The organism is Streptomyces kanamyceticus (genome assembly GCF_008704495.1).
In the GTDB taxonomy this organism is placed as follows: Bacteria; Actinomycetota; Actinomycetes; order Streptomycetales; family Streptomycetaceae; genus Streptomyces; species Streptomyces kanamyceticus.
Genome location: NZ_CP023699.1, coordinates 9,953,232 through 9,976,585, shown reverse-complemented (window position 1 = coordinate 9,976,585; position 23,354 = coordinate 9,953,232). Strand labels below are relative to the sequence as shown.

At 69.8% G+C, this 23,354-nt stretch carries 27 protein-coding genes; 12 read left to right on the top strand and 15 right to left on the bottom strand.

Going from position 1 to position 23,354, the window contains the following annotated elements:
• Positions 1-75: 75 nt before the first annotated feature.
• On the bottom strand, positions 76-963 hold the full coding sequence (locus CP970_RS43140; RefSeq protein WP_224059400.1) for an alpha/beta fold hydrolase: 888 nt from the start codon (positions 961-963) through the stop codon (positions 76-78).
• Between the two features lie 150 nt (positions 964-1,113).
• Here CP970_RS43140 and CP970_RS43135 point away from each other — a divergent pair, with 150 nt between their 5' ends.
• Positions 1,114-1,689, top strand: a complete 576-nt coding sequence (locus tag CP970_RS43135; RefSeq protein ID WP_055545213.1) for a histidine phosphatase family protein — start codon at positions 1,114-1,116, stop codon at positions 1,687-1,689.
• Here the strand turns inward: CP970_RS43135 and CP970_RS43130 are convergent.
• The 3 genes from CP970_RS43130 to CP970_RS43120 form a co-directional block, all read right to left on the bottom strand.
• Complete coding sequence (locus tag CP970_RS43130; protein ID WP_055545212.1) at positions 1,631-2,419, bottom strand: CbtA family protein; 789 nt, start codon at positions 2,417-2,419, stop codon at positions 1,631-1,633. The two genes, CP970_RS43135 and CP970_RS43130, sit on opposite strands and share 59 nt — an antisense overlap.
• A 21-nt stretch (positions 2,420-2,440) precedes the next feature.
• Entirely contained in the window at positions 2,441-2,662 is a 222-nt protein-coding gene (locus CP970_RS43125; protein WP_055545211.1) for a CbtB domain-containing protein, read from the bottom strand.
• 260 nt (positions 2,663-2,922) lie between these two features.
• Positions 2,923-3,741 (bottom strand): hypothetical protein, encoded by an 819-nt coding sequence (locus CP970_RS43120; RefSeq protein ID WP_055545210.1) that lies wholly within the window; start codon positions 3,739-3,741, stop codon positions 2,923-2,925.
• A gap of 512 nt (positions 3,742-4,253) precedes the next feature.
• Here CP970_RS43120 and CP970_RS43115 point away from each other — a divergent pair.
• On the top strand, positions 4,254-5,102 hold the full coding sequence (locus CP970_RS43115; RefSeq protein WP_055545209.1) for an endonuclease/exonuclease/phosphatase family protein: 849 nt from the start codon (positions 4,254-4,256) through the stop codon (positions 5,100-5,102).
• 25 nt (positions 5,103-5,127) lie between these two features.
• On the opposite strand, the gene CP970_RS43110 is transcribed toward CP970_RS43115, so the two are convergent.
• From CP970_RS43110 to CP970_RS43100, 3 genes are read right to left on the bottom strand one after another with little or no spacing between them, the layout of a single operon-like run.
• Positions 5,128-5,979 carry a hypothetical protein gene (locus tag CP970_RS43110; protein ID WP_055545223.1) on the bottom strand — a complete coding sequence of 284 codons (852 nt, stop codon included), beginning with the start codon at positions 5,977-5,979 and terminating at the stop codon, positions 5,128-5,130.
• The gene (locus CP970_RS43105; protein WP_055545208.1) at positions 5,972-6,892 is read right to left on the bottom strand and encodes a Vgb family protein; all 921 of its coding nucleotides are present in this window, start codon (positions 6,890-6,892) and stop codon (positions 5,972-5,974) included. Before CP970_RS43105 ends, CP970_RS43110 begins: the two co-directional genes overlap by 8 nt.
• 19 nt (positions 6,893-6,911) lie before the next feature.
• Complete coding sequence (locus CP970_RS43100; RefSeq protein ID WP_240507308.1) at positions 6,912-7,334, bottom strand: Lrp/AsnC family transcriptional regulator; 423 nt, start codon at positions 7,332-7,334, stop codon at positions 6,912-6,914.
• 183 nt (positions 7,335-7,517) lie between these two features.
• On the opposite strand from CP970_RS43100, the gene CP970_RS43095 reads away from it, so the two are divergent.
• Positions 7,518-8,498: an aldo/keto reductase gene (locus CP970_RS43095; RefSeq protein WP_055545207.1), complete on the top strand. Its 981-nt coding sequence runs from the start codon at positions 7,518-7,520 to the stop codon at positions 8,496-8,498.
• Between the two features lie 20 nt (positions 8,499-8,518).
• On the opposite strand, the gene CP970_RS43090 is transcribed toward CP970_RS43095, so the two are convergent.
• Positions 8,519-9,001 carry an HIT family protein gene (locus CP970_RS43090; RefSeq protein ID WP_055545206.1) on the bottom strand — a complete coding sequence of 161 codons (483 nt, stop codon included), beginning with the start codon at positions 8,999-9,001 and terminating at the stop codon, positions 8,519-8,521.
• A gap of 23 nt (positions 9,002-9,024) precedes the next feature.
• Positions 9,025-9,486: a VOC family protein gene (locus CP970_RS43085; RefSeq protein ID WP_055545205.1), complete on the bottom strand. Its 462-nt coding sequence runs from the start codon at positions 9,484-9,486 to the stop codon at positions 9,025-9,027.
• A gap of 264 nt (positions 9,487-9,750) precedes the next feature.
• On the opposite strand from CP970_RS43085, the gene CP970_RS43080 reads away from it, so the two are divergent.
• Complete coding sequence (locus tag CP970_RS43080) at positions 9,751-10,266, top strand: lytic polysaccharide monooxygenase auxiliary activity family 9 protein (protein ID WP_055545204.1); 516 nt, start codon at positions 9,751-9,753, stop codon at positions 10,264-10,266.
• A gap of 82 nt (positions 10,267-10,348) precedes the next feature.
• Here the strand turns inward: CP970_RS43080 and CP970_RS43075 are convergent, their stop codons facing one another.
• Both CP970_RS43075 and CP970_RS43070 read right to left on the bottom strand, forming a co-directional pair.
• Positions 10,349-10,750, bottom strand: a complete 402-nt coding sequence (locus CP970_RS43075) for a cupin domain-containing protein (protein ID WP_055545203.1) — start codon at positions 10,748-10,750, stop codon at positions 10,349-10,351.
• A gap of 34 nt (positions 10,751-10,784) precedes the next feature.
• Entirely contained in the window at positions 10,785-11,354 is a 570-nt protein-coding gene (locus CP970_RS43070; protein ID WP_224059063.1) for a hypothetical protein, read from the bottom strand.
• Positions 11,355-11,571: 217 nt separating this feature from the next.
• Here CP970_RS43070 and CP970_RS43065 point away from each other — a divergent pair, with 217 nt between their 5' ends.
• Together CP970_RS43065 and CP970_RS43060 are read left to right on the top strand one after the other, a co-directional pair.
• Positions 11,572-12,627 carry a hypothetical protein gene (locus CP970_RS43065; protein WP_055545201.1) on the top strand — a complete coding sequence of 352 codons (1,056 nt, stop codon included), beginning with the start codon at positions 11,572-11,574 and terminating at the stop codon, positions 12,625-12,627.
• Between the two features lie 210 nt (positions 12,628-12,837).
• Positions 12,838-13,386 (top strand): DUF1062 domain-containing protein, encoded by a 549-nt coding sequence (locus tag CP970_RS43060; RefSeq protein WP_055545200.1) that lies wholly within the window; start codon positions 12,838-12,840, stop codon positions 13,384-13,386.
• 66 nt (positions 13,387-13,452) lie between these two features.
• Here CP970_RS43060 and CP970_RS43055 read toward each other — a convergent pair whose 3' ends face one another.
• The 3 genes from CP970_RS43055 to CP970_RS43045 all read right to left on the bottom strand — a co-directional run bounded on the left by CP970_RS43055 (position 13,453) and on the right by CP970_RS43045 (position 14,812).
• The gene (locus tag CP970_RS43055; protein ID WP_055545199.1) at positions 13,453-13,686 is read right to left on the bottom strand and encodes a helix-turn-helix domain-containing protein; all 234 of its coding nucleotides are present in this window, start codon (positions 13,684-13,686) and stop codon (positions 13,453-13,455) included.
• Positions 13,686-14,240 (bottom strand): DUF2975 domain-containing protein, encoded by a 555-nt coding sequence (locus CP970_RS43050; protein ID WP_224059061.1) that lies wholly within the window; start codon positions 14,238-14,240, stop codon positions 13,686-13,688. Before CP970_RS43050 ends, CP970_RS43055 begins: the two co-directional genes overlap by 1 nt.
• Positions 14,241-14,338: 98 nt before the next feature.
• The gene (locus CP970_RS43045) at positions 14,339-14,812 is read right to left on the bottom strand and encodes a PH domain-containing protein (protein ID WP_157877677.1); all 474 of its coding nucleotides are present in this window, start codon (positions 14,810-14,812) and stop codon (positions 14,339-14,341) included.
• 306 nt (positions 14,813-15,118) lie between these two features.
• Here CP970_RS43045 and CP970_RS43040 point away from each other — a divergent pair, with 306 nt between their 5' ends.
• The 4 genes from CP970_RS43040 (at position 15,119) to CP970_RS43025 (ending at position 18,717) form a co-directional block, all read left to right on the top strand.
• On the top strand, positions 15,119-15,640 hold the full coding sequence (locus CP970_RS43040; protein WP_055545196.1) for an AAA family ATPase: 522 nt from the start codon (positions 15,119-15,121) through the stop codon (positions 15,638-15,640).
• 192 nt (positions 15,641-15,832) lie between these two features.
• Positions 15,833-16,783 (top strand): SDR family NAD(P)-dependent oxidoreductase, encoded by a 951-nt coding sequence (locus tag CP970_RS43035; protein WP_055545195.1) that lies wholly within the window; start codon positions 15,833-15,835, stop codon positions 16,781-16,783.
• A 402-nt stretch (positions 16,784-17,185) separates the two neighbouring features.
• Complete coding sequence (locus tag CP970_RS43030; protein WP_055545194.1) at positions 17,186-17,932, top strand: FG-GAP repeat domain-containing protein; 747 nt, start codon at positions 17,186-17,188, stop codon at positions 17,930-17,932.
• Positions 17,933-18,006: 74 nt separating this feature from the next.
• A complete protein-coding gene (locus CP970_RS43025) occupies positions 18,007-18,717 on the top strand; it encodes a helix-turn-helix transcriptional regulator (protein WP_079043318.1) in 711 nt (236 codons plus the stop codon).
• Positions 18,718-18,740: 23 nt separating this feature from the next.
• On the opposite strand, the gene CP970_RS43020 is transcribed toward CP970_RS43025, so the two are convergent.
• Complete coding sequence (locus tag CP970_RS43020) at positions 18,741-20,141, bottom strand: hydrolase (protein WP_055545192.1); 1,401 nt, start codon at positions 20,139-20,141, stop codon at positions 18,741-18,743.
• Positions 20,142-20,261: 120 nt separating this feature from the next.
• On the opposite strand from CP970_RS43020, the gene CP970_RS43015 reads away from it, so the two are divergent.
• A complete protein-coding gene (locus CP970_RS43015; RefSeq protein ID WP_055545191.1) occupies positions 20,262-20,969 on the top strand; it encodes a ribonuclease H family protein in 708 nt (235 codons plus the stop codon).
• A 242-nt stretch (positions 20,970-21,211) separates the two neighbouring features.
• On the top strand, positions 21,212-23,302 hold the full coding sequence (locus CP970_RS43010; protein ID WP_224059059.1) for a M6 family metalloprotease domain-containing protein: 2,091 nt from the start codon (positions 21,212-21,214) through the stop codon (positions 23,300-23,302).
• Positions 23,303-23,354: the final 52 nt, after the last annotated feature.

Below are 23,354 nucleotides of genomic sequence, written 5' to 3'. Positions count from 1 at the left end.
TACGTCGCGGCTCCCGCGGCGGCGCCCCTCACCACGGCCCCACGACCTGCCTGCCGCGCCACAAGCGACGTGTCATCACGGCCGGTCGAAGTCCGCCGCGTGCGCCGCGTCCAGCGCGCCCCGCACGAATCGCCGCAGATGCGCACGGACCGCGTCGGGCTGCTCCAGCCAGGGTTCGTGTCCCGCGCCCTCGATCCGGGTCAGCGGAACCGCGAGGCGCAGCGCGAGTGTTGCGAGTGCCGAGATCGGGCGGGGGTCCTGGCACGCGCCGAGGAGTTCCGTTCGCGCGGGCAGGCACGCGCGCAGTGCGGCCAGGTGGTCGTCGAGCGGATCCGCGCGTCCTGCCTCGCCGAGTTCGCGGTTCATCGTCCAGTTGACCGGGCGGCGTTGCCGGGCTCCCTGGGCCGCCCAGTGCCAGCCGCGTTCGGGGTCGGCGTGGTCGGCGAACCAGGCCAGGGTGAGCAGTTCGACTTCTTCCTCCTCCGTACGGCGCGGCACCTCCTCCAGCGCGCGAAGCCGTTCCCGCTGGGCCTCGGACATCCGGCGACTTCGCTCCGCCCGTTCCCCGGTGCGCCAGTCACCGACGAACGGACCGCACATCAGCAGCATCCCGGCAACACGGTCGGAGTGCTTCAGACAGAAGCGGCTCGCCAGGTCGGTGCCGTAGGAGTGTCCGATCAGTACGGCTTCGGGTGCCCCCCACGCGTCGAGCAGTTCGGCGAGATCGTCGACGTGCCGGGGCAGGGAATGGGGTCCTTGCCACGGGGATCGGCCCGTCCCTCGCTGGTCGTAGCGGTACACGGGTGCGAGGTCCGCGACCAAGGAGGCGACGTCCCCCAGATAGTCCGGCAGGCCGGGACCGCCGTGGAGCAGGACCACGGGCGGCTGCCGTGTCGTGTCCCCCAGCGCCGTCCAGCGCACCTGCGCCCCGTCGCTCATCGATGCGATTCCCTGCGTCTTCATCGAGGTCACCGACGAGAACCTACCAATCCGGGCCAGCGATCCGGGCCAGGGCCAGGGGCCAGAACCCAGGCCGCTTGACTCCCCGGACGGCTGCGCGAAGGATCAAGGGATCATCCGTGGCCACTCCCCGGCGTGAGAAGGAGTTCTCTGGTGACCAGCCGCGTCCTGTTGGTCTCGCCCGCCATGACCGCATCGCTGCGTCAGGCCCGGTTCGACGACGGGGCACCGCTCGATGACCGTGGGCGGGCCGACGCACGGGCAGCGGCCGGATCGCTGCCCGCGGACGCCCCTGTCGTCACGTCCGCCAGCGCACGCTGCCAGGAGACAGCGCGGGCGCTCGGGCTCGCCCCCAGTGGCTCGCCGGCGGAGCTCGCCGGTATGGAGATGGGCCACTGGCGCGGCAGGTCACTGGACGAAGTGACCGCGTCGGAGCCCGCGGCCGTGGCGCGCTGGCTCACCGAACCGGAATTCGCGCCTACCGGTGGGGAGTCGGTGGTCGGCTTCTGCGCGCGCGTGGCGCGCTGGCTCGATGCCGCGGCGGCCGGTGGCGGACGCGTTGTCGCCGTCGTGGAACCGGAGGTCGTACGCGCCGCGGTGGTTCATGCCACAGGCGCGCCACCGGCCGCGTTCTGGCGGCTCGATGTGGAGCCGCTGACGGTCACGGAGCTCAGCGGCCGGGCCGGGCGGTGGAACGTGCGGCTCGGCCGTCCGGTGAAATCCCTCTGAGAGCCGGGTCCGCGCGCGGACGCAGCAAGCGCTCGGCCAACTCGCCGAAGAGCAGCCCGAATCCGCCCCACAGCGTGATCTGCACGGCGAGCGCGGAGAGCCGGAAGCGCCATAGCAGCGCCGCCGGGAAGTGCTCGGGCACCTCGTTGATCACAGGCAGGAAGGCGTACGCGATGCCGATGACCGCGGCGAAGCCGAGTACGGCCACGACCGTGGCGTACCACGTGCCGATCCGGACTGCGAGATGCTTGCCCACGATGGTCGCGCCGATCGCGAGGAGCACGCTCAGCACCATCATCAGCAGGTACAGCGTGGTCCGCTTCCCGATGGTGTCGGGGTTGCCGACGGCAGGAGGGTTGGCCGGATACTTCAGGAAGGGCACCACGTACACCGCGAGCAGTGCGCAGCCCGAGAGCAGCAGGGCGGTGGCGCGCGGGCCGAAGCGGCCGACGCGGCCCAGGGCGAAGCAGTACGCGAGTGCGGCGATGCCGCCGAAGGCGACCCCGTAGACGAGGATGCCGGTGGCGAGACCGGCCGTGGACTGCAGGCTCCGGGAGACGAGTTCGACCTCGTCACCGTGGGAATGGCCCGCGTGGGCCTCCTCGAAACCGATGGCGCTGTCGACGTTCGGCTCGCCGAGGAAGTAACCGGCGATCAGGGCGAGCACGCCGGCCCCCAGCCCGGCGAGCATGCCCCTGACGAGGAGATTTCGTACGGTTGTGGAGTTCATGAGCGCGCGGCGTTCCTCTGGTCAGTGGCAGGGGAAGCCGAGCAGGTGGCGGGCGTCGTGCACCCACTCGTGGACCTCCGCGCCGCTGAACACGGAGGTGGCGCCCTGTTCGGCGCCGACGAAGTAGAGCAGGACGAGCATCAGTACGCCGAAGAAGACGGCCCAGGGGGCGATGTCCTTCAGCGGCAGCTTGGCCGGTACGACAGGGGTGGTGGCGGTCGGCTGGGCGACGTGTTGCGCCATGGCATGGCCTCCTGGGGAGTTCGCGTCCCGTCTCGGTGGTGCACAGGACGACAGCCACGGGTCTGACTCACGCGTGGTCCAGGAACCACGCGCACACAGTGGCGCGACCGTGCCGGGATCTCACCGGCTTCCGTTCGTACTGTCGTCGGTAACCCACTGAACGTACCGTCTGTCGCGTCCATGGCCAAGATGGAGTCCACAACGGGCCGTTAACGTTCACCTACCGTCCGCCACGGGATTGCCCCGGGAGCCCGATGGCCCTAGGCGCAGGGGACGTTGCCCTCGATGCCGAACGTCTGCTTCCCGTTCAGCCACGACAACTCCCATGTGACGGGGCACTTGCCGGGTTCCACCTTGGCGGCGGCTAGCTCGACCGTCTTCTTCTCGCCCTTGCCGATTCCGCAGGTGACGAAGGTGGCCTCGTCACGCACGCGCCCTTCGTACGTCTTGCAGCCCGGGGTGGCCGTGGAGATCCCGTGGCCCCAGATCATGAGGTCGGCCTGGGTCTCGGTCTTGCCCTGGTGGGTCGCGGTGAACGTCAGGGAGGTCTCGCCCTGCTGGTTGCGCTGCCCCGGTGTCACCTCGACCGTGTACGGGGGGTCCTTGCGCTCGGAGGTCAGGGTGAAGGTGCTCGTCATGGTGTCGTGCAGGCGGGTTCCGCTGAAGGCGCTGTCGTCGTGGGCGTGCACCGAGACGTCGGCGACCACTTCGTAGGTACCGGGGCCTACGTAGGGCACGGGGCTGTTCAGAGGCCCGTCGGCGACCTGCTTGCCCTCGTGGAACATCTTCCACGGGCCGGTGACGTCGCAGTACTTCCACGTGTGCAGGGCGTTCCAGCAGTTGGAGCCCGTGGCGATGTTCATGAACCGGCCTGCCTGGCCGACCTTCGCGCACAGTTTGACGTTGGCGTTGTTGCCTCCGCCGGAGATCTTCTGGATGCCGCCGCAGTGCTCCTCGGGCCCGGCCTGGGCCGCCGACGCTCGCTGGGGACTGCTCGGTACGGCGGTGGCGGTCTGTGTGGCGGGCAGGCCACACAGCGCGGTGGCCACGGTCAGGGCGGCCAGGAAGGTACGTCGCATGCCTGGGTTACCTCACATCACGCAGAAGAAGGGCGGACGGCTCCGCAGTCTGGCCCTCGGAGTACGCCTGACCGGGATTTCTCCGTCCGCGCCGCGCCACTTCACCTGATCAGCCGGGCGGAACGGACGCCTGCGCCATCGACGCCCCTGCGCGCGCCCTCGGCATCCGTGAGAAGGGCCAGACACGACACGAGCCGTCCGCCGGGATCCCCCGTGGCGGACGGCTCGCGTCGTAGGTGTTCAGAGATCGAGACCGGCAGCGGCGACGTCAGAGTCCTTGGCCGCTGGACGACGCCGACCAGGAGTCGGCGACGGGATTCGAACCCGCGTTGCTCTCTTGCGCGGCGGCGCCGTGCCACGCGCTACGCGCCCCTGCTCCGCACCCGGTGTTACGTCGGGTGCAGTTGCCGCACTCCACCCGTGTCTCTGTCGACCACGTCCCATAACCTCATGCTTGAGACACCAGATACCAGACGCCAGACGCCAGCTGTATTCCACCTTGAGGAGGCGGTGTGCTCGAAAGGGGCACGCGGTTGTTCGCGGGCGCCGCGATCGTGGCCGGTATCGCGCTGATCGGCCCCAGCGCGCCGAGCGGTGCCGTCTTCGCCAGGGCACTGCCCGCCGAGGCGGTCCGGGACGTCGTACCGAACCGGGTCATGACGTGGAACATCTGCAACCCCTGCGAGGACGACAACGTCGGCAGGGCCGCGGAGATCGCCTCGTACGCGCCCCAGGTCATCGGCCTGCAAGAAGCGTGCGTACGTGATGTCGAGAGGCTCCGCGAGTACCTGGAGAAACTGCACGGGCTGGTCTACCACGTCGAGTACGGGTCGGTTCTCCGGAACTGGGGCCGCTGCGGGGGTTGGCCGTGGCGTCCGGGCGCCTTCGGCCAGGCGATCCTCTCGGCGGCGCCGATGACGGATCGTGTGAACGTCGAGTACCCCGACGGCGGGTCCGAGGACCGCGGGTACATGGCGGTCACGACCACGGTGGGCGGCCGGACCGTGCGGGTCTTCAACACGCACCTCGCCCAGCGGAGTCAGGAAGCGGTCCGGGAGGGCCAGACCCGTGTCCTCGCCGCGGAAGTCGCCCGGCACGACCGTGCGATCGTCCTCGGAGACTTCAACGCCGTGCCGGACACACCCGAACTCGCCCGGATGTGGCGGCTGTCCACGGATACCGACAGTGACTGCCGCCCCTCCTCCACGGGCACTTCGACCGCCGCGTGCGAGCCGACCACCGACTGGCAGAGCAGGTTCGACTACGTCTTCCTGCGAGGTTTCGCGCCGGTCGAGCAGGGTGTGCGGCCCTCTCCGTACTCGGATCACCACTTGGTGCACACTGACGTCGACCCGAAGTGAGCGCCCCGGCGCTTCTGCGCCTGGATCAGTGGGGAATCCGCCCGGTCACCACTGCCTCGGTCGCCCTCACATAGCGCTCCCGCTCGCCGGCCGGGGCCCTTCCCGACGGCCCCGCGTTCTCGCTCTGGGCCACCAGCCTGAAGATCAGCGCGCGAATCAGCAGCTGCTGCCAGTCAGGCGCTTCGACGCCGCTCGTCACCAGTTGGGGCGGCAGGTCGAACCAGAGCAGCCCGTCCACCACGACGACGGCCTCGGCGAACGCCGCAGGCCGCCAGTACGGCGAGAAGTCGATCACGGCGGGGGCCTCGCCCGCCGCGAACAGCACGTTGCCGGTCAGGTCCCCGTGAATGAGCTGAGGAGTCCCTTCTCGCACCGGGCGCCTCAGCTCCCGCAGGGTCCCATAGGGCTCGACGAGGTCATCGATGACGTGGACCTCCCGCTCGTCCCACGCGGCCCGGTCGCCCACCGCCCAAGGATGCGTGCGCCGGTCGAGGAAGGCAGGTCGGGGCACGTGCCGCAGGGCGGCGTGGAAGGCGCGGCCCGCGTCGAGCACGCCTGACCAGCGCCCATGAGGTCCGGGCTCGCCCGCCAGGAACTCATGGGCGGTCCAGCCCTCCACGACGGCGCGCCCGTCAACGGCGCGGAGCGGCATCGGGACGCGGAAGCCACCGTTCGACGCGAGTTCCTCGAACAGGGAGGTCTCCCACTCGACCGCGTCCTCCTGCTCGTCGGACCCGGGCTTGAACACGAACCCGCCGACACGGACACTGCGGCCCTGCCCTCCCTCCAGGGGAACAGGTGTGCCCGCCACGCCGAAGGCGGCAAGCACGGAAGCCGACGGGACGGAGTCGCCCGCCAGGCCGGGCGCTTCAGGCATCCCGCTTCCCATTTCTCACCACTCGCGCGACACCCCCCGTCTCCAGGGCTGCCCAGAGAGCGCCGTCGGGTCCCACCGTGATGCCATGAGGTTCGGATGACGGCGACGGCAGGTCGTACGCGGCGATCTGCGCGGCCCCTTCGCTCACGGTGATGCGGCCGATGCGGTTGGCTCCCCATTCGGTGAACCAGCACTCCCCTGCGCGGGCCGCGACGATCGCGTGGGGTTTGGCGCCGCGGTCGGACAGCGGGAACTCCTCGATCGCGCCGTCCGTCGAGATCCTGCCGATCTGACCCGCGCCGATCTCCACGAACCACAAGGCGTCGCCGTCGCTGGTGATGCCCACGGGCGCGGCGCCCGGGGTGGGCAGCGGGTACAGGGTGACGTCGCCGTCGGTGGTGATGCGGCCGATGGCGTTCGCCTGGTTGAGGGTGAACCAGAGGGCGCCGTCGGGGCCGGCGACGATGGCGGAGGCGAAGCCGCCCTCGGTGGGCAGAGCGAACTCGGTGACCTCTCCCTGGACGGTGATGCGGCCGATCCGGTCGGTGTTCATCTCCGTGAACCACATCGCACCGTCCGGACCCGCAGTGATTCCGTAGGGACCGCTGTCGGGTGAAGGCACGTCGAAGGCCGCCGTCTTGCCGTCGGTGCTGACGCGGCCGATCCGGTGGTCCTGGGAGCGGGTGAACCACAGGGCGCCGTCGGGCCCGGGCGCGACGACCATGGGACGGCACGTCGGCGAGTCCAGGGGGTACTCGTCGAGTGCGCCGTCGAGGGTGAGGCGCGCGATGCGACCACTGTGTACGAAGGTCAGCCACAGGGCGCCGTCGGGCCCTGCCGCGATGCCGTAAGGCCCGGCCTTCTCGTCCGCCACGGAGATCTCCGTGATGGTCGGGGCTTCAGCAGGATGCACAAGAACTCCAATGTGTCAGTTACGGCAGAACAGGGCGCGGCGGCACGGGTGTGGAGACGACGAGCGAACTGGTGGTCTGACCGTGCAACAGGAAGCGGTCCAGGATGAATTCGAGCGCGCTCAGCTCCGGCACGTGCACCTTGAAGAGGAAACAGTCCTCGCCCGAGATCCGGTGACACTCACTCACTTCCGGCGTCCGTTCCGCCAGTTCGACGATGCGGGACATCTGCCCGGGGCCGGGGCGCAGCCTGATCCAGGCCGCGACGGGGCGGCCGAGGGCGGCAGGGTCCACGTCGAGCCGGTAGCCGCGGATGACTCCCGCCTCCTCGAGACGCCGGATGCGGTCGCGCACCGTGGGAGCGGAGACGCCGAGCTCGCGGGCCAACTCCGAGGCGCCGCACCGCGGGTCGGCGGCGAGCAGTCGCAGCAGACGTTCGCTCAACTCGTCGATGGCCGTTTTCCGTTCTGAAAGCGATCGCTGGTCATGCCTTTCCCTCCCGCGGACAAGTAGCACGTCCTGCCTTCATTCGTCGATGGCTCTGCGCGCTGCCGGTTTCTAGGTTAGAGGGCATCCGGCCCACGTCGTCGGCCCACAGGACAAGCACCACAGGACAAGGACCACAGCATGCACTACACCCGCTTGGGCAACACCGGCCTCACCGTCTCCCGCATCTGCCTGGGGATGATGAGCTACGGCAACACCTCAGAACGCGCCTGGCACCTCGACGAGGCGGCCGCGCAGCCGCTCGTGCGGCGTGCGGTCGAGGCGGGCGTCACCTTCTTCGACACCGCCGACGTGTACGACGACGGGGTCAGTGAGGAACTGACCGGCCGCATGCTGCGCGGACTCTTCCCCGACCGCGAGGCGTACGTACTGGCGACGAAGGTCTACTTCCCGATGGGTTCCTCCCCCAACGACCGCGGCCTGTCCAGAAAACACATCATGGCCGCCGTCGACGCCTCCCTGCGCAGGCTCGGTACGGAGTACATCGACCTCTACCAGATCCACCGCTGGGACCACGGCACACCCATCGAGGAGACGATGGAGGCGCTGCACGAGGTGGTGCGGGCCGGGAAGGCGCGTTACCTCGGGGCCTCGGCCATGTACGCCTGGCAGTTCGCGAAGGCGCAGCAGGTGGCGGGTGAGGCGGGGTGGACGCGGTTCGTGTCGATGCAGAACCACTACAACCTCGTCTACCGGGAGGAGGAACGGGAGATGCTCCCGCTCTGTGCCGACCAGGGTGTCGGCGTGCTCCCCTACAGCCCGCTGGCCCGTGGGCTGTTGGCGGGCGCGCGTGAACGCGGCGGCGCGCGGCACACCGTCCGGGCGGGCGACGACCCGCTGGCGGACGAGATGTACGAGGACGCCGACTTCGACGTGGTCGACGCCGTCCGCGCACTCGCCGCCGAACGGGGTGTGCCCGCCGCGCGGATCGCCCTGGCCTGGCTCCTCGGCAATCCCGGTGTGACCGCCCCGGTGGTGGGCGCGACGAAGGCGGCACACCTGGAGGACGCGCTAGCGGCGGTCGACCTCGACCTGAGCGACGGCGAACGCGCGCGGGTCGAGGCGCCCTATCGCCCGCACCGGGTGCTCGGCCACGCCTGACGCGCCCCGGCTCGCGGGCGTCAGGCCGTCGTCGTACGCAACCGGTCGAGTTCCTCCCCGATCGCGGCCCGCAGCACGTCATGCTGCGGGCCCAGCCGGAACCGCTCGTCGCTCCACCGGTCAGGCGGGTACAGCCACACGGGCTTGCCCACTGACCCGGACGGCTCCCAGTCGAATCGCGGCCAGACGTGAGCGTGCAGGAACGGGTCCGTGTTGCCGAGGATCTCCAGATTGACTCGCCGGAAACCCGCGTCCATCCGTCGGCAGGCACGCTCGACCGCTTCCCCGAGCTGCTCCATGTCGGAGAGGAACGCGAGCCGTTTCGTCCTCGGCAGGTCGGAAAGGCACTGGACATGCGGCTCGTCCACGAGGAGAACCGAGTAGCCCGGCAGGAACTGCACGTCACCGATCACCGCGAAGCCCGCCCCGAGCCGCCTCAGCACCGTCGGGTTCTCGCCGCGCAGCGCGGCCCTTATCCGGTCCGTCCGCCAGTCGTCCGTCATGGCCGGAGCCTACCCACCGGCGATCATGCGGCGGGCTTGTCCTTTCGGTCGAGCTGTTCGGCCAGGGCCACGATGATTCCCTCGGGGCCGCGGACATAGCAGAGGCGGTAGACGTCCTCGTACTGCACCATCTCGCCCACGAGTTCGGCTCCCGTGGCGCGCAGGCGGGGCACGACGGCATCGATGTCGTCGACGGCGAACATGAGGGAACGCAGGCCGAACGTGTTCGCCGGTGCGTTCGCCTGCTCGGCGCCGAGTGCTTTCGGGGTGCGGTACTTCGTCAGTTCGAGCTTGCCGTGGCCGTCCGGGGTGCGCATCATCGCGATGTCGGCTCGGACGCCATCGAGCGCGCAGAGACGGTCCACCTCGTCTCCCTCGACCGACGCTTTGCCCTCGACCTCCATCCCGAGTGCGGCGAAGAACCCGATGGCCGCCTCAAGGTCGTCGACTACGACGCTGACGTGGTCCATCCGCAGGTTCGTCATGGTGGGGCCTCCTTGGTGTGGTGCGGCCATGGTCGCCGCGGCTGCCTCGGGGACGGAGCCGACGTGCCGTTCTCGACATCCCCTCTCCGATGACCGCGCCAGCGCGCTCCAGGCCTGGCCCGAAACCGACCTTGACCGTGGCTTGCCAAAGTCTATGGTCCAGACTAATCGGCCGCCGTAATCCCCGCGCCGCACCGCTCTCCCCCGTACCACCGCTCTCCCCTGCCACACCGCTCGACTCCCCCACGCCGTGAAGGAGTACGCATGGACAAGAAACGGAAGATAGCCGCGGCGATCGGCGCCGGAATGGCGCCCGTCCTCGCCCTCACCCTGCCGACCGGGTCGGCCAGCGCACACGGCTACGTGAACGCCCCGGCGAGCCGCCAGGCGCAGTGTGCCGCCCGCACGGTGGCATGCGGCGAGATCAAGTACGAGCCGCAGAGCGTCGAGGGCCCCAAGGGCCTGCGCAGCTGTAGCGGCGGCAACGCGCGGTTCGCGGAGCTCGACGACAACAACAAGGGCTGGAAGGTCAGCGACGTCAGCCGCACACAGACCTTCACCTGGACGTTCACCGCCCGGCACCGCACCTTGAACTACGAGTACTTCGTCGACGGCACCAAGGTCGCCACCGTCGACGGCCACAACCAGCAGCCGCCGGCCACCGTCTCGCACCAGGTCAACCTGGGCAGCGCCACCGGCAAGCACAAGGTCCTCGCGGTGTGGAACATCGGCGACACGTCCAACGCCTTCTACGCGTGCATCGACGTCAACATCCGCTGAGCGGCCGTAAGTGTCGTACGCAGCCGTGCCCGGCCGCCGACCGGGCACGGCCTCGGCGCCACAGGGACCGGCCCACCGCCGCTCAGACGGTCACCTTGTACCCGGGGACAGAAGGCCAGCGGACCGTCAGCACGACGGATTCCTCCTCCGCGATCCACGAGTGGTCGACGCCCCGGCCCCACACCACGTAGTCCCCCTGCTGGGCCAGGAGGACGCTCCGTCCCGGCAGTTCCACCCGGAAGCGGCCACTGATCAGGACCAGCAGCGCGACGCGCTCCTCGCCGGTCACCCACTGAGCCCGCTCGTCGCCCGGCGGATGCACGCCCCATTTGATCTCCACGGCCTCGCTGTGCCGCGGATCGGCGACGTCCTTGAAGTGCCCCAGGAGCCATCCGCGGTCCAGTGCCGCGTCTTTGCCCGCGTTACCCACATACACGCTGTCGTCCGCATATCCGCTGTTTTCCGCATACCCACTGTTGTCCACGGTTCCGCAACGTAGCAGCCGGGGGCATCACCACTCACACGAGCATCGGGCACCGCTCACGGCAGCACGCCGTGCGGTATCTCCGCGTCCTTCGCCTTGTCCCCGGCTCGAGCTGATCGGCGTAACCGCCTTCGGTCCACACCAGCTTCTTGAACTGTTCCGGGGTGAGCACTCCCCGCCACGGAGTGCCGCCCGGACAGAACACCGAGGTGCACGCGGAGCAGTAGTACGCCGGGTTCCACAAGCGCTCCGCACGCTCGGCACCGTCCGCGGCGGCCGCGCTCTCGCGCCGGTCGTCGCGCACGACCACGAAGGTCCCGAAGAAACAGATAAGGGCGAGCGCCACGCCACCGATCGTGTACAGGGGCTTGTCCTGGTCGACGCCCATGTAGGCGAGGCCGACGCCGAGGCCGGTGAGGACCATGCCCTCCACGAAGTGCATGCATCCGTCGCCGGTTTTGTTCGGTCCCGGCTCCAGGCGGCCGATCAGGCCGTCGCGCAGCGCGCCCTTGCCGGTGCTCGCCTGCTCGACCGTACGCACCTCACTGCCGCCGCACCCCGGACACACCACCGCCGCCGGTCCTCCGGCCCCCTTGGACTCCATGCCGATCACCCTATCGGGGGCCCGAGTTCGAGCCCCCGGGGGTCCAACAGGCCGACGTTGCACGGGTCCTGAACCGAGCGGCGGGTCCAACCCTGGGCGGCCCCTCGATCGACATGGCGACTAGCGTGGACCTTCGGCCTGAATCTCGGCTTCCGCTCTGACCGACACTGACCAGCACTGTCCTGCTCTGATCCACTTTGACCCACGGGGATGCTCCATGTTCACGCGCCACAAGAACCGCACCGCACTCGTCATGGCCGCGGGTGCGACCGCGCTCGCGCTCACCGCGGGTGCCTGTTCGTCCGGTTCCGGGGACGACTCGACGTCGGGGGACGACAAGACCGCCGCCGACCGCGCGCCCAAGGGCGTCGTCACGCAGGCCGAGGCCAAGAAGATCGTCGACAACAACGTGAAGGTCAACAACCGGGCCAACGCGAAGCGCGACAGCGGTGTGCTGTCCGCCGTCGAGGGCGGCGGGCTCTTCGAGACGAGCGCGAACGGCTACAAGCAGGACGAGCTGCAGCCCGCGAAGGTCCGGGCCGAGGGCCGCAAGCCCTTCTCCTACGTGAACCGCGAGTACGCCATCCCGTCCGCGAAGAGCGGTGCGACCTGGTTCGCGCTGTACACCGACACCAAGGACCACAACGGCACGTCGGCGAAGACCAGCCGCGCCACCGTCATCTTCGACAAGCAGGACGGCGACTGGAAGGCCGTGTGGAGCGGCTGGACCTCCAAGGAGGACCCCAAGACGCCCGCGCTCGCCAAGGACGCCGACGGCCTGGCGGTCCCGGTCACGGACACCGCCAAGAAGCAGGGAGTGCTCGCCCCCGACCAGATGGACGACGCGCTGGCCGCGCTCTACTCGGGCGACGAGAAGCTGGGCACGAAGGTCGGCGCGAGTGCGACCGCGAAGCGGATGACCCAATTCCCGCTGGATCAGAACAAGATGCTGAACCCCGGCGGAAAGTCCGAGTTCAAGGCGGGCAAGACGGACCACAAGACGGTCTACGCACTGCGTACGGAGGAGGGCGGCACGCTCGCCTTCTTCCACGCCGACGTCGAGGAGTACATGCACGCCACAGACCCGTCCGTGCGCCTCACCCCGTCGCCGCAGATCGCCTTTCTCGTAGGTGACAAGAGGTCCGAGCTGCTCTTCAACGTGGACTACCTGCACCAGGGATCCGCGTACATCCCGGCCAAGGGCAAGGTCTCGATGATCGCGGACAGTTGGGACATGATCAAGGCGGAGGGCCCGCGGCGCGGTCTGCTCTAGGGCCCGTCCGGCGGCGGGCGGCGCGGCACTCGAAAACCAGTGGCACGGCGCCGCCGCCCGCCCCTACCGTGCTGCCGGACCAGGTCATCCAGGCAAGGACGTGCCGTTGTACACCCTGTGAGACACCCCGAGCGATGAATCGTCGCGCGTCGCGCATGTGCGCCGCGCTCCTTTTTGCTGCGGACTTCTCACTGAAACCGGTGTACCTCTGTGCTCGAAAACTGGGTGGTCATGCCCACCTGCCTGCCACTCGTTCGCCGTCGCTGCCACAACTGCGCGTCCGAACGCTTCCTGGCCAACGGCAAGTTCCGTGTCAACGCCCACCACAAGCTCATCGACGCCTGGCTCCTCGTGCTCTGCACTTCATGCGGGGAAACCGCGAAGCTCACGGTCCTGGAGCGTGTGAACGTGCGCTCCGTACGGCCTGATCTGCTGGACCGGATGCATGACAACGACCCCGCTCTGGCGGCCGAGTTGCTCCAGGATCCGATACTGCGGCGCCGCAATCGCGTCGCCCTCGACTGGGACGGCGCCTGGCGCCTCGACACCGGTGGATCGGATCACCTGGACCACGAGGTGATCGACGTCTCGGTCCGCTTCGCGGCGCGGATTCCGGTCCGTCCCGTACGGCTCATCGCCGAAGGCTGCGGGCTTTCACGGGCCGAGGTCGAGAGGCTGATCACGGAGGAGAGGATCGTCTCGGCGGTCCGCCTGCGCGGCAGGCTCTCCGACGACTTCACCTTCATGCTCAAGCGCTGAGCCCTACCGGGGACCCGGGGACCCGGGCCTAGGGTCTGTCCGGCACGTTCCGCCGCCGGACAGGGCCTAGGCCTGTTCCGTCGGGTCGTGGGTGATCAGGTCGCCCGGCTGGCACTCGAGGACGTCGCAGATCCTCGACAGGGTCGAGAAGCGGATGGCCTTGGCCCGGCCGTTCTTCAGTACGGACAGGTTGACGACGGTGATGCCGACCTGCGCGGACAGTTCCGTGAGCGTCATGCCGCGCTCCGCGAGGATCCGGTCGAGGTGGATCCGGATCGCATGCAGTTCCTCATCGGACATCAGATGGTCCCTTCGAGGTCCTCTCGCATCCGCACACCCTGATGCATGATCCTTCCCAAGATGACCGCGGCGAGCCCGGCGAAGACGAGCTCCATCGGCCCGTCGAACGTCGGCCCGGAGCCCACGATCGGCGCCATGCTCGCGACCAGCCAGGAATGCGACCAGCCTACGACGAGGCTGGCGACCGGCATGCCCACGACGACGAACCAGCCCAGGACGGTGAGGCGTCGCGCCACCGTTTCGGTGAACGGTCCCTCCTTCACCACACCGTCCAGCAGCCGGGAGAAGAGCAGCATCGCGAGGGCGACGAAGAGCAGCCAGGGCAGTTGGCCGCCCAGGTCCGCGGCGCGCTGCCCCGTCGAAGGACCGTCCTGGCACAGCCGCGCGGTGCTGCTGGTCGCCTTCACACCGTCGGCCACCGGCAGGCCCTCCGGCCCCAGCGAGGCATTGCCCCAGAAGTCCGTCCGCACGCAGACCGCGCCGTCGTCGAGCATGTGTGTGACTGCCTTACCGGCGAAGGCCAGTCCGCCGAGCAGTGCCAGAAAAAGGGTCACCGAAGCCAGCGCCCTTGTGAGTCGCGTGTTCACCGCGTTCCTCCCCATCGTTTTTCGATATGACCAACACTAGGGGACCATATCGATAATCGACAAGTTCATCGCTGCCGTGCCGTCGGGGCCCGGTACTCGTGGAGCGTCCGCAGGGTGGCCAGGAACTGCTCGTCCCGCCGCCCCTCGGAGAGCACACCGGGGAGGACCACCGGGCGACCCCGGGTGAGGTGGGCGCGGATGACCCACCAGGAGGCGCCGCCGCGGCCGGTGCGGTGCTCGTCCTCGATGCGGGTGATCTTGTGCCAGGGGATCAGCCGTCGGCTCACCGCTGTCCTGAACCGCATTCCCTCGGGCGTCAGCGTGGTCGTGCCGAACGTGCGGTTCAGGATGTAGAAGACGCTCGGCAGCCATATTCCGGCGAAGACGGTGGTGGCGATGGCGCCGCTGCTGGTCGTGTTCGCGTAGGCACGGGGAAGTACGAAGAGCGCGATCAACCCGAGAGTGACCGTCACCACCGCCAGGCCGAGGAGCATGGAGCGTCGCTGGCGTCTCGGGAGGGCTATTCGAACCGTTTCCATCGGTTCATGGTAATTCGGGGTCATGGCCACGGATCGCCCTAGATCTAGCCCTAGCCTTAGCCCTCGTCCGAGCCTTCGCCCTCGCCCTCGCCCCTCCGAACCGCGACTTCGCCCCTTGCCGCGGAGCAAGGGGCGAAGGGTGGGCTCACTGCCGAACCCTCCCGGGAAGGCTCGGACGTCCCACTGCAGTCACGGAGTCCCCCGATCATGGATGCCGAAACGGGCTCGGTAGGGTGACGAGTGTGGGCCGGAACAGCGGCATCAGCCAGGAAACAGGAGCACGAGCCCAGGAAGGCAAGGGCGGGTTTGTCGAAGCTGCACGTCATCACCGGCGCCCCCGGCGCGGGGAAGACCACACTCCTGCGCCACCTGAGGGCCTATCCGTTCGGCACCGTCGACTTCGATGAGCTGCCCGAGGCCGACGGGCACCTGCTGGGTATCGACATCACCTCGCCCTCGGCGAGCTCCGTGTGGCCCGACTACAACCGGCTCTGGGTGAAGATCGCGGCGATGATGCTCCGGGCCGGACGACCCGTGCTGGTCCTGTGCCCCTTGTCCCCCGACGAGTGGGCGAGCGCGGCCGCGGGCGTCGCCGACCCGCCGCTCGCCGCCTGGGCGCGGCTGGACTGCGCCGACGAGGACCGCCGCGCCCGCCTCGCCGCGCGCGGCTGGGAGACCGACGAGGTGCAGGACGCGATCGAGGACGCGGAGGAGCTCCGGGGCATGGTGGACCGGGAGTTCACCACCACAGGGCGCGGCCCCGCCGAGGTGGCCGCGGCCGTCGCCGAGTGGATCTCATGCGGTGCGGAGCGGCACTCCGCCGCGTGACTCCAGCCGGTTCCGCGCCCGGGAGAGGATTCGCTGCGGCGCGTACCGACCCGGCGCCGTCGGAGAGCTGTCGGTGACGGGCCCGGCCTGTCGGTGGCATGTCGGCCACGGCTGAGACCTTGGGCGGGTCGGTGCTCCCCGCGATCCCGCTTTGCGGTGAGCACGCCGTCCCGAGTGCGAGGAGCCTTCGTCGTGTCATCCGCATCCCAGAGCAGGCCGTGGAACGTTCACCGGCTGCCGTCCGCCGAGGGCAAGACCTTCCTCATCACCGGGGGCAACGCCGGAATCGGCTACTTCGCCGCGGAGCAGCTCGCCGCGACCGGTGCCGTCGTCGTACTCGGCAGCAGGGACGCCGCGAAGGCCGACGCCGCCATGGCCTCGATCCGCTCACGCGTTCCCGGCGCGCAGGTGCGCCACCTGGCGCTGGACCTCGCCGATCTGTCGTCCCTGAAGTCCGCCGCGGACAGGCTGAACCTCGATCGTCTCGACGCGGTGGTCCACAACGCGGGCGTCGCGCTCGACGATCCGCCACGCCGGGAGACCGCTGACGGCCACGAGCTGATGTTCGGCACCAACCACCTCGGCCACTTCGCGCTCACCCAATGGCTGGCCCCTCTGCTTTCGGCGGCCCCGGCGGGCCGCGTCGTGACGGTGGGCAGCTTCGCGGCCCGGTCCGAGCGGCTGGACCTGGACGATCTGCAGTCGGCCCGTGACTACCGGCCGGGGCGTACCTACGGACGGTCGAAACTGGCCCAGATGTCCTTCGGCTTCGCACTCGATCGCCACCTGCGTGCCGTGGGCAGCACGGTGCTCAGCGTGGTGGCGCATCCCGGTGGCGCCCTTGACTCCCTCACCCCCTCCCGCCCGCCGGTCCACGTGACCACCGGCGGCGAACGGCTCCGCGCCCTTCCCGCCGGGCTCCTGGTGCAGGGCAAGGACGCCGGAGCACGGCCCGTCGTACGTGCCGTCCTCGACCCGGAGGTGCGGGGCGGGCAGTTGTGGGGGCCGCGGGTCTTCGGCCTGCGCGGCGCACCACGACGCGAGCCCGCCCGCGCCCACATGACCGACCCGGCCGTCGCCGCTCGGCTGTGGGACGCGAGCTGTGAACTGGTGGACGCCGACCCACGGCTCGGATTCTCATAAGGGCTGACGTGAGCCGTGATGGCCGGAACGTCCCCTTCGATGTCCTCATTCCTGGCGCCGTGGCCCTTGAGCCCGGTGCACGACCACCCCGACGATCTAGTGGTCGCGTGAGGTGCTGACCCCCTGCCGCCGGTGTGCGCCGGGTCCCGAGAAGAGCGGCGTCCCACCACCGCGTTCCAGGCAGCTCCCATTCGCCCTGGTCAGCGGCCATTTCCGCGTTCCAGCGTCCCCAACTGCCCGGGATTCCTGGCAATCGGAACACACCGCCCCGCAGGGTTGAGGGGTGCTCATCCGGGACGTCCCCCACGTCCCACATCCGCATGGATGTCACCCCCGCACCAGGCGTGGTGAGGAACCCGGTCGCGCAGCACGGTCCAGCAGTATCGACATTGGAGTTCGTACATGCTCAGCAAGCGCTCACGGCTGATCGCCGCGCCGGTCGCGGCTGTCGCCCTCACCCTGACCGTCGCCGGGTACCAGGCCAGTGCGGCAGGCTCTTCGGCATCGGACGACGCGGGACAGTCCGGCAAGACCGCGCGGGCAGCGGCCCCGTGCCTGTCCGACGCCACCACGCTGGTCGGTGACCTCGACGGTGACGGCCGCCCCGACAAGATCTCGAACCCCGGCCACACCGGCACCAAGATGACGGTCCAGTGGGGTGCGGCGGACGGTTCGTTCGGCGCCAAGAAGGCCGTTCGCGACCTGGTCGGCACGAGGTCGGGCGAGGTCACAACCGCCGCGGTCGCCGACTTCCAGAAGGACGGCAAACTGGACCTCGTCGTCAACATCGTCAAGCCGTCCGGCGTGGACGACCCCAACTCCGCCCGCGTCGCCCAGTACCGGCCGGGACCGCTCAAGCGCGCCGACCTGAGCTCCGCCTCCGCCAGGAAGCTGGACATCGGCGACACCCGCGAGGTCAAGCAGCTCAGCGTCGCCAACTACGGCGGCGACGCCTACCCGGACCTCGCGACCCTCAACAACGCGGGCGACGGGGTCTGGGAGCGGTCCGTCCGTCTGTCGAAGGCGAGCAGCGGCCCGGGCAAGTACGACTACGACCTGGACCAGAAGTACGGCGAGACCGGTACCCCGGCCGAGCCGCCCGCCATGCCCACCGACGGCTGGAAGCACTTCTACAAGTCCTGCTCCTGATCACCACCGGGCGCCGCCGGTCCTCCGGGACCGGCGGCGCCCGGCCCTCGGCCGGACCCCGAAAGGAAGCTCCCTTGCCCAGCTCGCCCCCGGCCTGCGCAGTCCCGGCATCCACCGAGAACGCCGCACCCACCGCACCCACCGCGTCCCCAGCGCCCTTCGTCCCGACCGCGAACCGAGTGCGGGTCGCCGTCACCGCCCCCGACCCGATCACCCATGAGGGAGTCCTCAGCCAGCTGCGCCGCCATCCGGAGGTGGAGCTGTGCAAGAGCTCCGGGCCCGCCACCGTCGCCCTGCTCATCGAGGACACCATCGACGACGCCGCGCTCACCCGGCTCAGGCGCGCCGTGCGCAGCGAGGGTTCGCGTGCCGTGCTCGTCGCGGGAACCGTCCGCGAGCACGAGCTCCTGGACGTCGTCGAATGCGGTGTCGGGGCCATCGTCTGGCGCCACGAAGCGACCGCTCAGCGCCTCGTACGAGCGGTGCTCACCGCCGCCAAGGGAGGCGGTGATCTGCCCGCGGACCTGCTGGCCCAGCTCATCGCCCAGGTACGGCGCCTGCAGAACGACAGCGCCGATCAGCCCGGGTTCCTGGTGAGCTTCACCAAGCGTGAGGTGGACGTGGTGCGCCTGGTGGCCGACGGCTTCGACAATTCGGAGATCGCCCTGAAGCTGTCGTACTCCGAACGCACGGTCAAGAACGTGATGTACGGCCTCACCACCCGGCTGCACCTGCGCAACAGGGCGCACGTGGTGGCGTACGCCCTGCGCGAGGGTTTCATCTGAGCCCGGATCCCCGGATCCCCGGATCAGACCGTGAAGCGCACCGCCTCCAGCGGGATGTTCTGCTCCATGGGGCTGCCCCCGTACTTGAACTGCCCGGGCTCGGTGCACGTCTGATCCAGCCACTCCCCGCCCTGCAGATGGGCGTCGAGGCACACGGAGCCGTCGAAGACCTGGAGGGTGTGGCCCTGCAGCACGGGGTCCGACTCCTCGGTGCTGCCGATGACCATGTCCGCCGAGTCGTCCGCCTTCTGCCACTTGTCGCCGTCGCGCCAGCCTTCGGCCACAAAGGCGCTGGCGCCGGTGACACCGCCCGTGCCGGACGTCGCGATGTTCAGCGCCTTGATGGGAGTGCCCTTGCCGGTCGTGCCCGCCTCGCCCCCGTCGCACACGGGGTCCTGCCAGCCGTCGCCCTGGACGAAGGCGCGGTAGCAGATGTGGCGGCCCTCGCTGCGGGCGGCGAGCTCACGCACCGCGGTGGCCGCCGTACGCTCCTCCTCCTCCTTGGGCTTCTCGTCGCCCCCGCCGCCGCCTCCGCCGCTGCCTCCCGGCTTCTCCTCGCCGCCCTTGTCGGAGTCGTCCGGCTTCTTCTCCTCCTCGGGCGTGGGCGCCGGTTTGGTGGGCGGCGGGGCCTCGCCGTCCGGCTTGAGCTTGCCTGCCTGCTGGGGCTGCTCCCGCGCCGCGGTCTGCATCTGCGGCCGGTAGCTCAGCCAGACGGTCACGAAGGCGATCGTCGCCGCGAGGAGCAGGGCGAAGAGGACGGCGAGCCAGCCCGGCAGGATCCCGCGCTGCACGAAGGTGCCGTTCACGTCGATCGGCTCGGTGCCGGAGCGGCGTACGGCCAGTGCGTAGGGCTGTTGCTGTTTGGACCCGAGCCAGATGATCTGCTGGGGCCGCAGCGTCGCCTGCACGAAAGCGGCCCTGCCGGGCTCGATCTGGACGTTGCCGGGATCGAGTTCGTACGTCAGCCGGTCGCCGGTGTCGGCGCCACTGAGCGACGCGGTGACCGCGGTGTTGCCGAGGTTGTCCACCGCCAGCCGCGGGCGGCCCCGGAACCAGCCCCGCACCACCGGCGGCACCAGCTCGGCACGCACCTCGGTGAAGGGCGTGACGGTCACCTGCCCCTCGGCGACGGCGCCGGATCCGGGGTGTTCCGTCGGCGTGATCCGCACCGCGTACGGGTGCGGGCCCGCGATCACGTCCGGCGTGCGCGGCGGTGTGCATCTCAGCTCCACCGTGCCGATCGTCCCTGGGTAGAGCCGCAGCTCCGAGGGCTCCACCGTGGTCCAGGGCGCGAGGTCGCCGACCGGTTCGATGCGGTACGCGTCGACGACGTCACCGGTGTTGCGCACCCGTAGCCGCACCGTGGTGGTGGCACCGGGGTCGACGGTCGTAGAGGAAGGTTCCAGGGAGGTCCAAAGGCTCACCCGATGACGCTAGGAGACAACGCGCAGCGCGTCAGGAGACTCCCGGGCAGGTCCGCCCGACCGGACGGGCAGTCGTCGTGTCCGTACCGAGCACCCTCCGCCGGATGAAATCATCGGGGGATGTCCGACTTGATCATTGCCGCCTGCGACGGAGCGGCCAAGAAGAACCCGGGGCCTGCCGCATGGGCCTGGGTCGTCGCCGACTCCGACGGCACGCCGCAGCGCTGGGAGGCCGGTCCGCTGGGCCACTCGACGAACAACGTGGCGGAACTGACCGCGCTGGCCGAGCTGTTGGAGGCGACGGATCCGGCGGTTCCGCTCGAGGTCCGCATGGACAGTCAGTACGCGATGAACGCGGTCACCAAGTGGATCGCGTCCTGGAAGCGGAACGGGTGGCTGACCGCGGCGAAGAAGCCGGTCGCCAACAAGGAACTCGTCGTACGCATCGACGCCCTCCTGCAGAACCGTGCGGTGACCTTCCAGCACGTGGCCGCCCACCAGGTGGACGGCGACCCCCTCAACGCCATCGCCGACGTCGCGGCCAGCGACGCCGCCACGTCGCAGGAGCCCGCGGGCACCGCCCACGGCGCGCGGACGATCCCCGAACCGCGGCCCGAGCGCATGACGGCCTCCCCCGCCGCCCGCACGGCCCGGACGTCCCGCGCGGCGGGCGGCAGCTCGGCCGGGCGCGCGAAGAAGGCGTCGTCGGGCGCCACGATCAAGGCCAAGTTCCCCGGCCGCTGTCACTGCCAGAAGCCCTACGCCGCCGGTGAGAAGATCGCCAAGAACGCGCACGGCTGGGGCCACGTGGAGTGCCGGGACGCCTAGGCGGGCACCGTGCCTGGTCGCCGTGCGGGGGCGTGGAGGCGGCTCCTCCGTACATCGGCGGGAGTCGCCTCCTCTCGCGCCTCCTCCCGCACGGCGGCACATTTCGGCGACCCCAGGTCGCCACCGTCCCAAAAGTGCGTTGACACCCCACGCGCTTCGGCGGAGGGTACGGCTCGAACGGCTTGTCATGTTCTGGCCCACAACCTCCAGGCAAGACACATCCTCCACACAAGAGGTGAGCCTTGTTCCTCCGCCGTACGCGAACACACCGCGCCACTGGCCCCTGGATCAGCACCCGGATCCGCACCCGCACCCGAGTCCGCCGGTGGACGCTCGTCGCCGCGCTGCTCGGACTCCTCGCCGCCGCCGTCGCCGCGGGCCCCGCCCAGGCGAATCCGCGGCCCGCTGACCGGCCGCACCGGCCGCCGCTCGTCCAGCCGACCGATCCGCAGCGCTGGCAGAATCCCGACGACATGACGTGGTCGGACTACCGCTCCGTCCCAGGCACCGACTGGGCCGACCCTGACCTCGAGCCCACCAAGCGCACCTTCAAGGGCGCCCTGGTGCTCCTGGACTACCCCGACGAGGAGTTCACGGTCAGCAAACCGGCCGGTTCCTCCCTCTTCGGCAACCCGCAGCCCAGCGCGTCGAACATTCCCCGCACCCAACTCCCCTCCTTCTACCGGGACTTCCTCAACAAGCCGGGTGCACTCAATCGCGGCCACACCATCAACGAGTACTGGATGGAGGACTCCGGAGGCCGCATCGGGGTCGACCTGACCTCCTTCGGCGTCTACCGCATGCCGTTCAAGTCCTTCCAGTACGGCATCGAACCCGGCATGAACCCCGGCGCGTGCCCGCGGGGCAGCGCCTGCGGCAAGGACATCCGCGCCGACGGCAAGGCCGCCTGGACGGCCGACGTGGGCGGCGGCGAGACCGGGAAGTACGACTTCGTCTTCTTCCTCACCGCCGGTCAGGACGAGTCGTCCGTCTGGCAGGAATTCGGCCAGATGAAGTTCACCGGGCCGCAGGACGTGCCGTCCGCGTGGGGGCCGCCCGCCCCCATCGCCTCCGGCGGCAACGCCGCCAACACCCGTTATGTGCCGTGGACTTCATGGGCTGCCGCCGCTCGCATCTGGCCCAACGCCTCGGAGGGCTCGTCCACCCAGGCCGAGAGCTCCGGCATGGCCGTGTACGCCCATGAGCTCAGCCACATCCTGGGCATCGGCGACAACTACAACAACCCGTACGGCACCCCGCTGCGCCGGGCCTACACCGGGATCTGGAGCATGCTCTCGCGCGGCTCGTTCAACGGTCCCGGCGGGCCGCACACCCGCTGGCAGATACCCGCGGCCAACGGTGCCTCGATGGGCTCCCAGCACGTGCTGCGCGACAAGCTCAAACTGGGCATCGTCGACGAGAAGAACGTGCTGCGCCTGGACCGCGACGCGCTCAAGGACGCGGGGACCGTGGTCGCCCGGGTCACCGCGCGCTCCGCTCCGCCCGGCGACAAGGGGCTCAGCGGGGTCAACATCTCCATGGGCCGTGACCTCTCACCGGCCTGCGATCCGTCGGCCGATCCCCTGTGCGACGGCGGCGGCTACAACAACTACACCGTCGAGGTCGTCGACCGGATGGGCATGGACTCCTTCACGCCCGATCACGGGGTGCTGCTCTCCAAGACCAAGAACCAGGACCGGGCCCCGTTCGCCTGGGTGGTCGACTCACACCCCGAGGACATCGACATGGTGGACTTCAAGCGCCCCGACGGCACCCTCCAGAAGATCACCATGGGCGACTACCGGCAGCTCAGTGACGCGCTGCTGCACGCGGGGGCCGATTTTGGCAGCGAGTACGAGTACGTCGACCAGGCCAACCGGCTGCACTTCTACGTCCTGGACATCCACCGCACCCGCGCCGGAGTGCTCTCGTACACCATCGCCGTGAAGTCGCTCGACGGCGCGGGGCAGCGGCTCCGTGGCGTGCGGCTCGGCCGCGGCGAGGCGGCGGGCGACCCCGGGCGCCGGGCCGTGTGCACCTTCGACCTCACCAACACCGGGCTCCCCGGGCCCCGGAACCCCGACGACCCCGAGAATCTGGACCGGTACCTGTCCTCCGACGTCTACCGGCTTTCGGCCAAGGCCTCCGGGCGCGGCTGGTCCGTCTGGCTCCCCAACCGGCTCGCCACCGCCAAGGCCCGCGGCTCGGCGGAGATAGAGGTCGCCGTCAGCGCCGGGCAGAAGGCCGACCGGCACAACAAGGTCACGCTGACCGCCCGCTCCGAGAGCGATCCGGGCAAGACCGCTTCGGCGGTCTGCAAGGTCAGGAGGTGAGGTAGGCCCAGAGGCAGTTCCCCGGGCCCCGGCGCGGGTCGTGACGTCACCG

Bases quoted from the DNA above. Each gene is read 5' to 3' on its own strand.
- CP970_RS43055 (WP_055545199.1), bottom strand. From the start codon at position 13,686: ATGTCCGATGAGGAACTGCATGCGATCCGGATCCACCTCGACCGGATC.
- CP970_RS43140 (WP_224059400.1), bottom strand. From the start codon at position 963: ATGAAGACGCAGGGAATCGCATCGATGAGCGACGGGGCGCAGGTGCGC.
- CP970_RS43120 (WP_055545210.1), bottom strand. From the start codon at position 3,741: ATGCGACGTACCTTCCTGGCCGCCCTGACCGTGGCCACCGCGCTGTGT.
- CP970_RS43125 (WP_055545211.1), bottom strand. From the start codon at position 2,662: ATGGCGCAACACGTCGCCCAGCCGACCGCCACCACCCCTGTCGTACCG.
- CP970_RS43085 (WP_055545205.1), bottom strand. From the start codon at position 9,486: ATGACGAACCTGCGGATGGACCACGTCAGCGTCGTAGTCGACGACCTT.
- CP970_RS43130 (WP_055545212.1), bottom strand. From the start codon at position 2,419: ATGAACTCCACAACCGTACGAAATCTCCTCGTCAGGGGCATGCTCGCC.
- CP970_RS43070 (WP_224059063.1), bottom strand. From the start codon at position 11,354: ATGGAGTCCAAGGGGGCCGGAGGACCGGCGGCGGTGGTGTGTCCGGGG.
- CP970_RS43065 (WP_055545201.1), top strand. From the start codon at position 11,572: ATGTTCACGCGCCACAAGAACCGCACCGCACTCGTCATGGCCGCGGGT.
- CP970_RS43090 (WP_055545206.1), bottom strand. From the start codon at position 9,001: ATGACGGACGACTGGCGGACGGACCGGATAAGGGCCGCGCTGCGCGGC.
- CP970_RS43045 (WP_157877677.1), bottom strand. From the start codon at position 14,812: ATGGAAACGGTTCGAATAGCCCTCCCGAGACGCCAGCGACGCTCCATG.
- CP970_RS43110 (WP_055545223.1), bottom strand. From the start codon at position 5,979: ATGCCTGAAGCGCCCGGCCTGGCGGGCGACTCCGTCCCGTCGGCTTCC.
- CP970_RS43080 (WP_055545204.1), top strand. From the start codon at position 9,751: ATGGACAAGAAACGGAAGATAGCCGCGGCGATCGGCGCCGGAATGGCG.
- CP970_RS43095 (WP_055545207.1), top strand. From the start codon at position 7,518: ATGCACTACACCCGCTTGGGCAACACCGGCCTCACCGTCTCCCGCATC.
- CP970_RS43030 (WP_055545194.1), top strand. From the start codon at position 17,186: ATGCTCAGCAAGCGCTCACGGCTGATCGCCGCGCCGGTCGCGGCTGTC.
- CP970_RS43015 (WP_055545191.1), top strand. From the start codon at position 20,262: ATGTCCGACTTGATCATTGCCGCCTGCGACGGAGCGGCCAAGAAGAAC.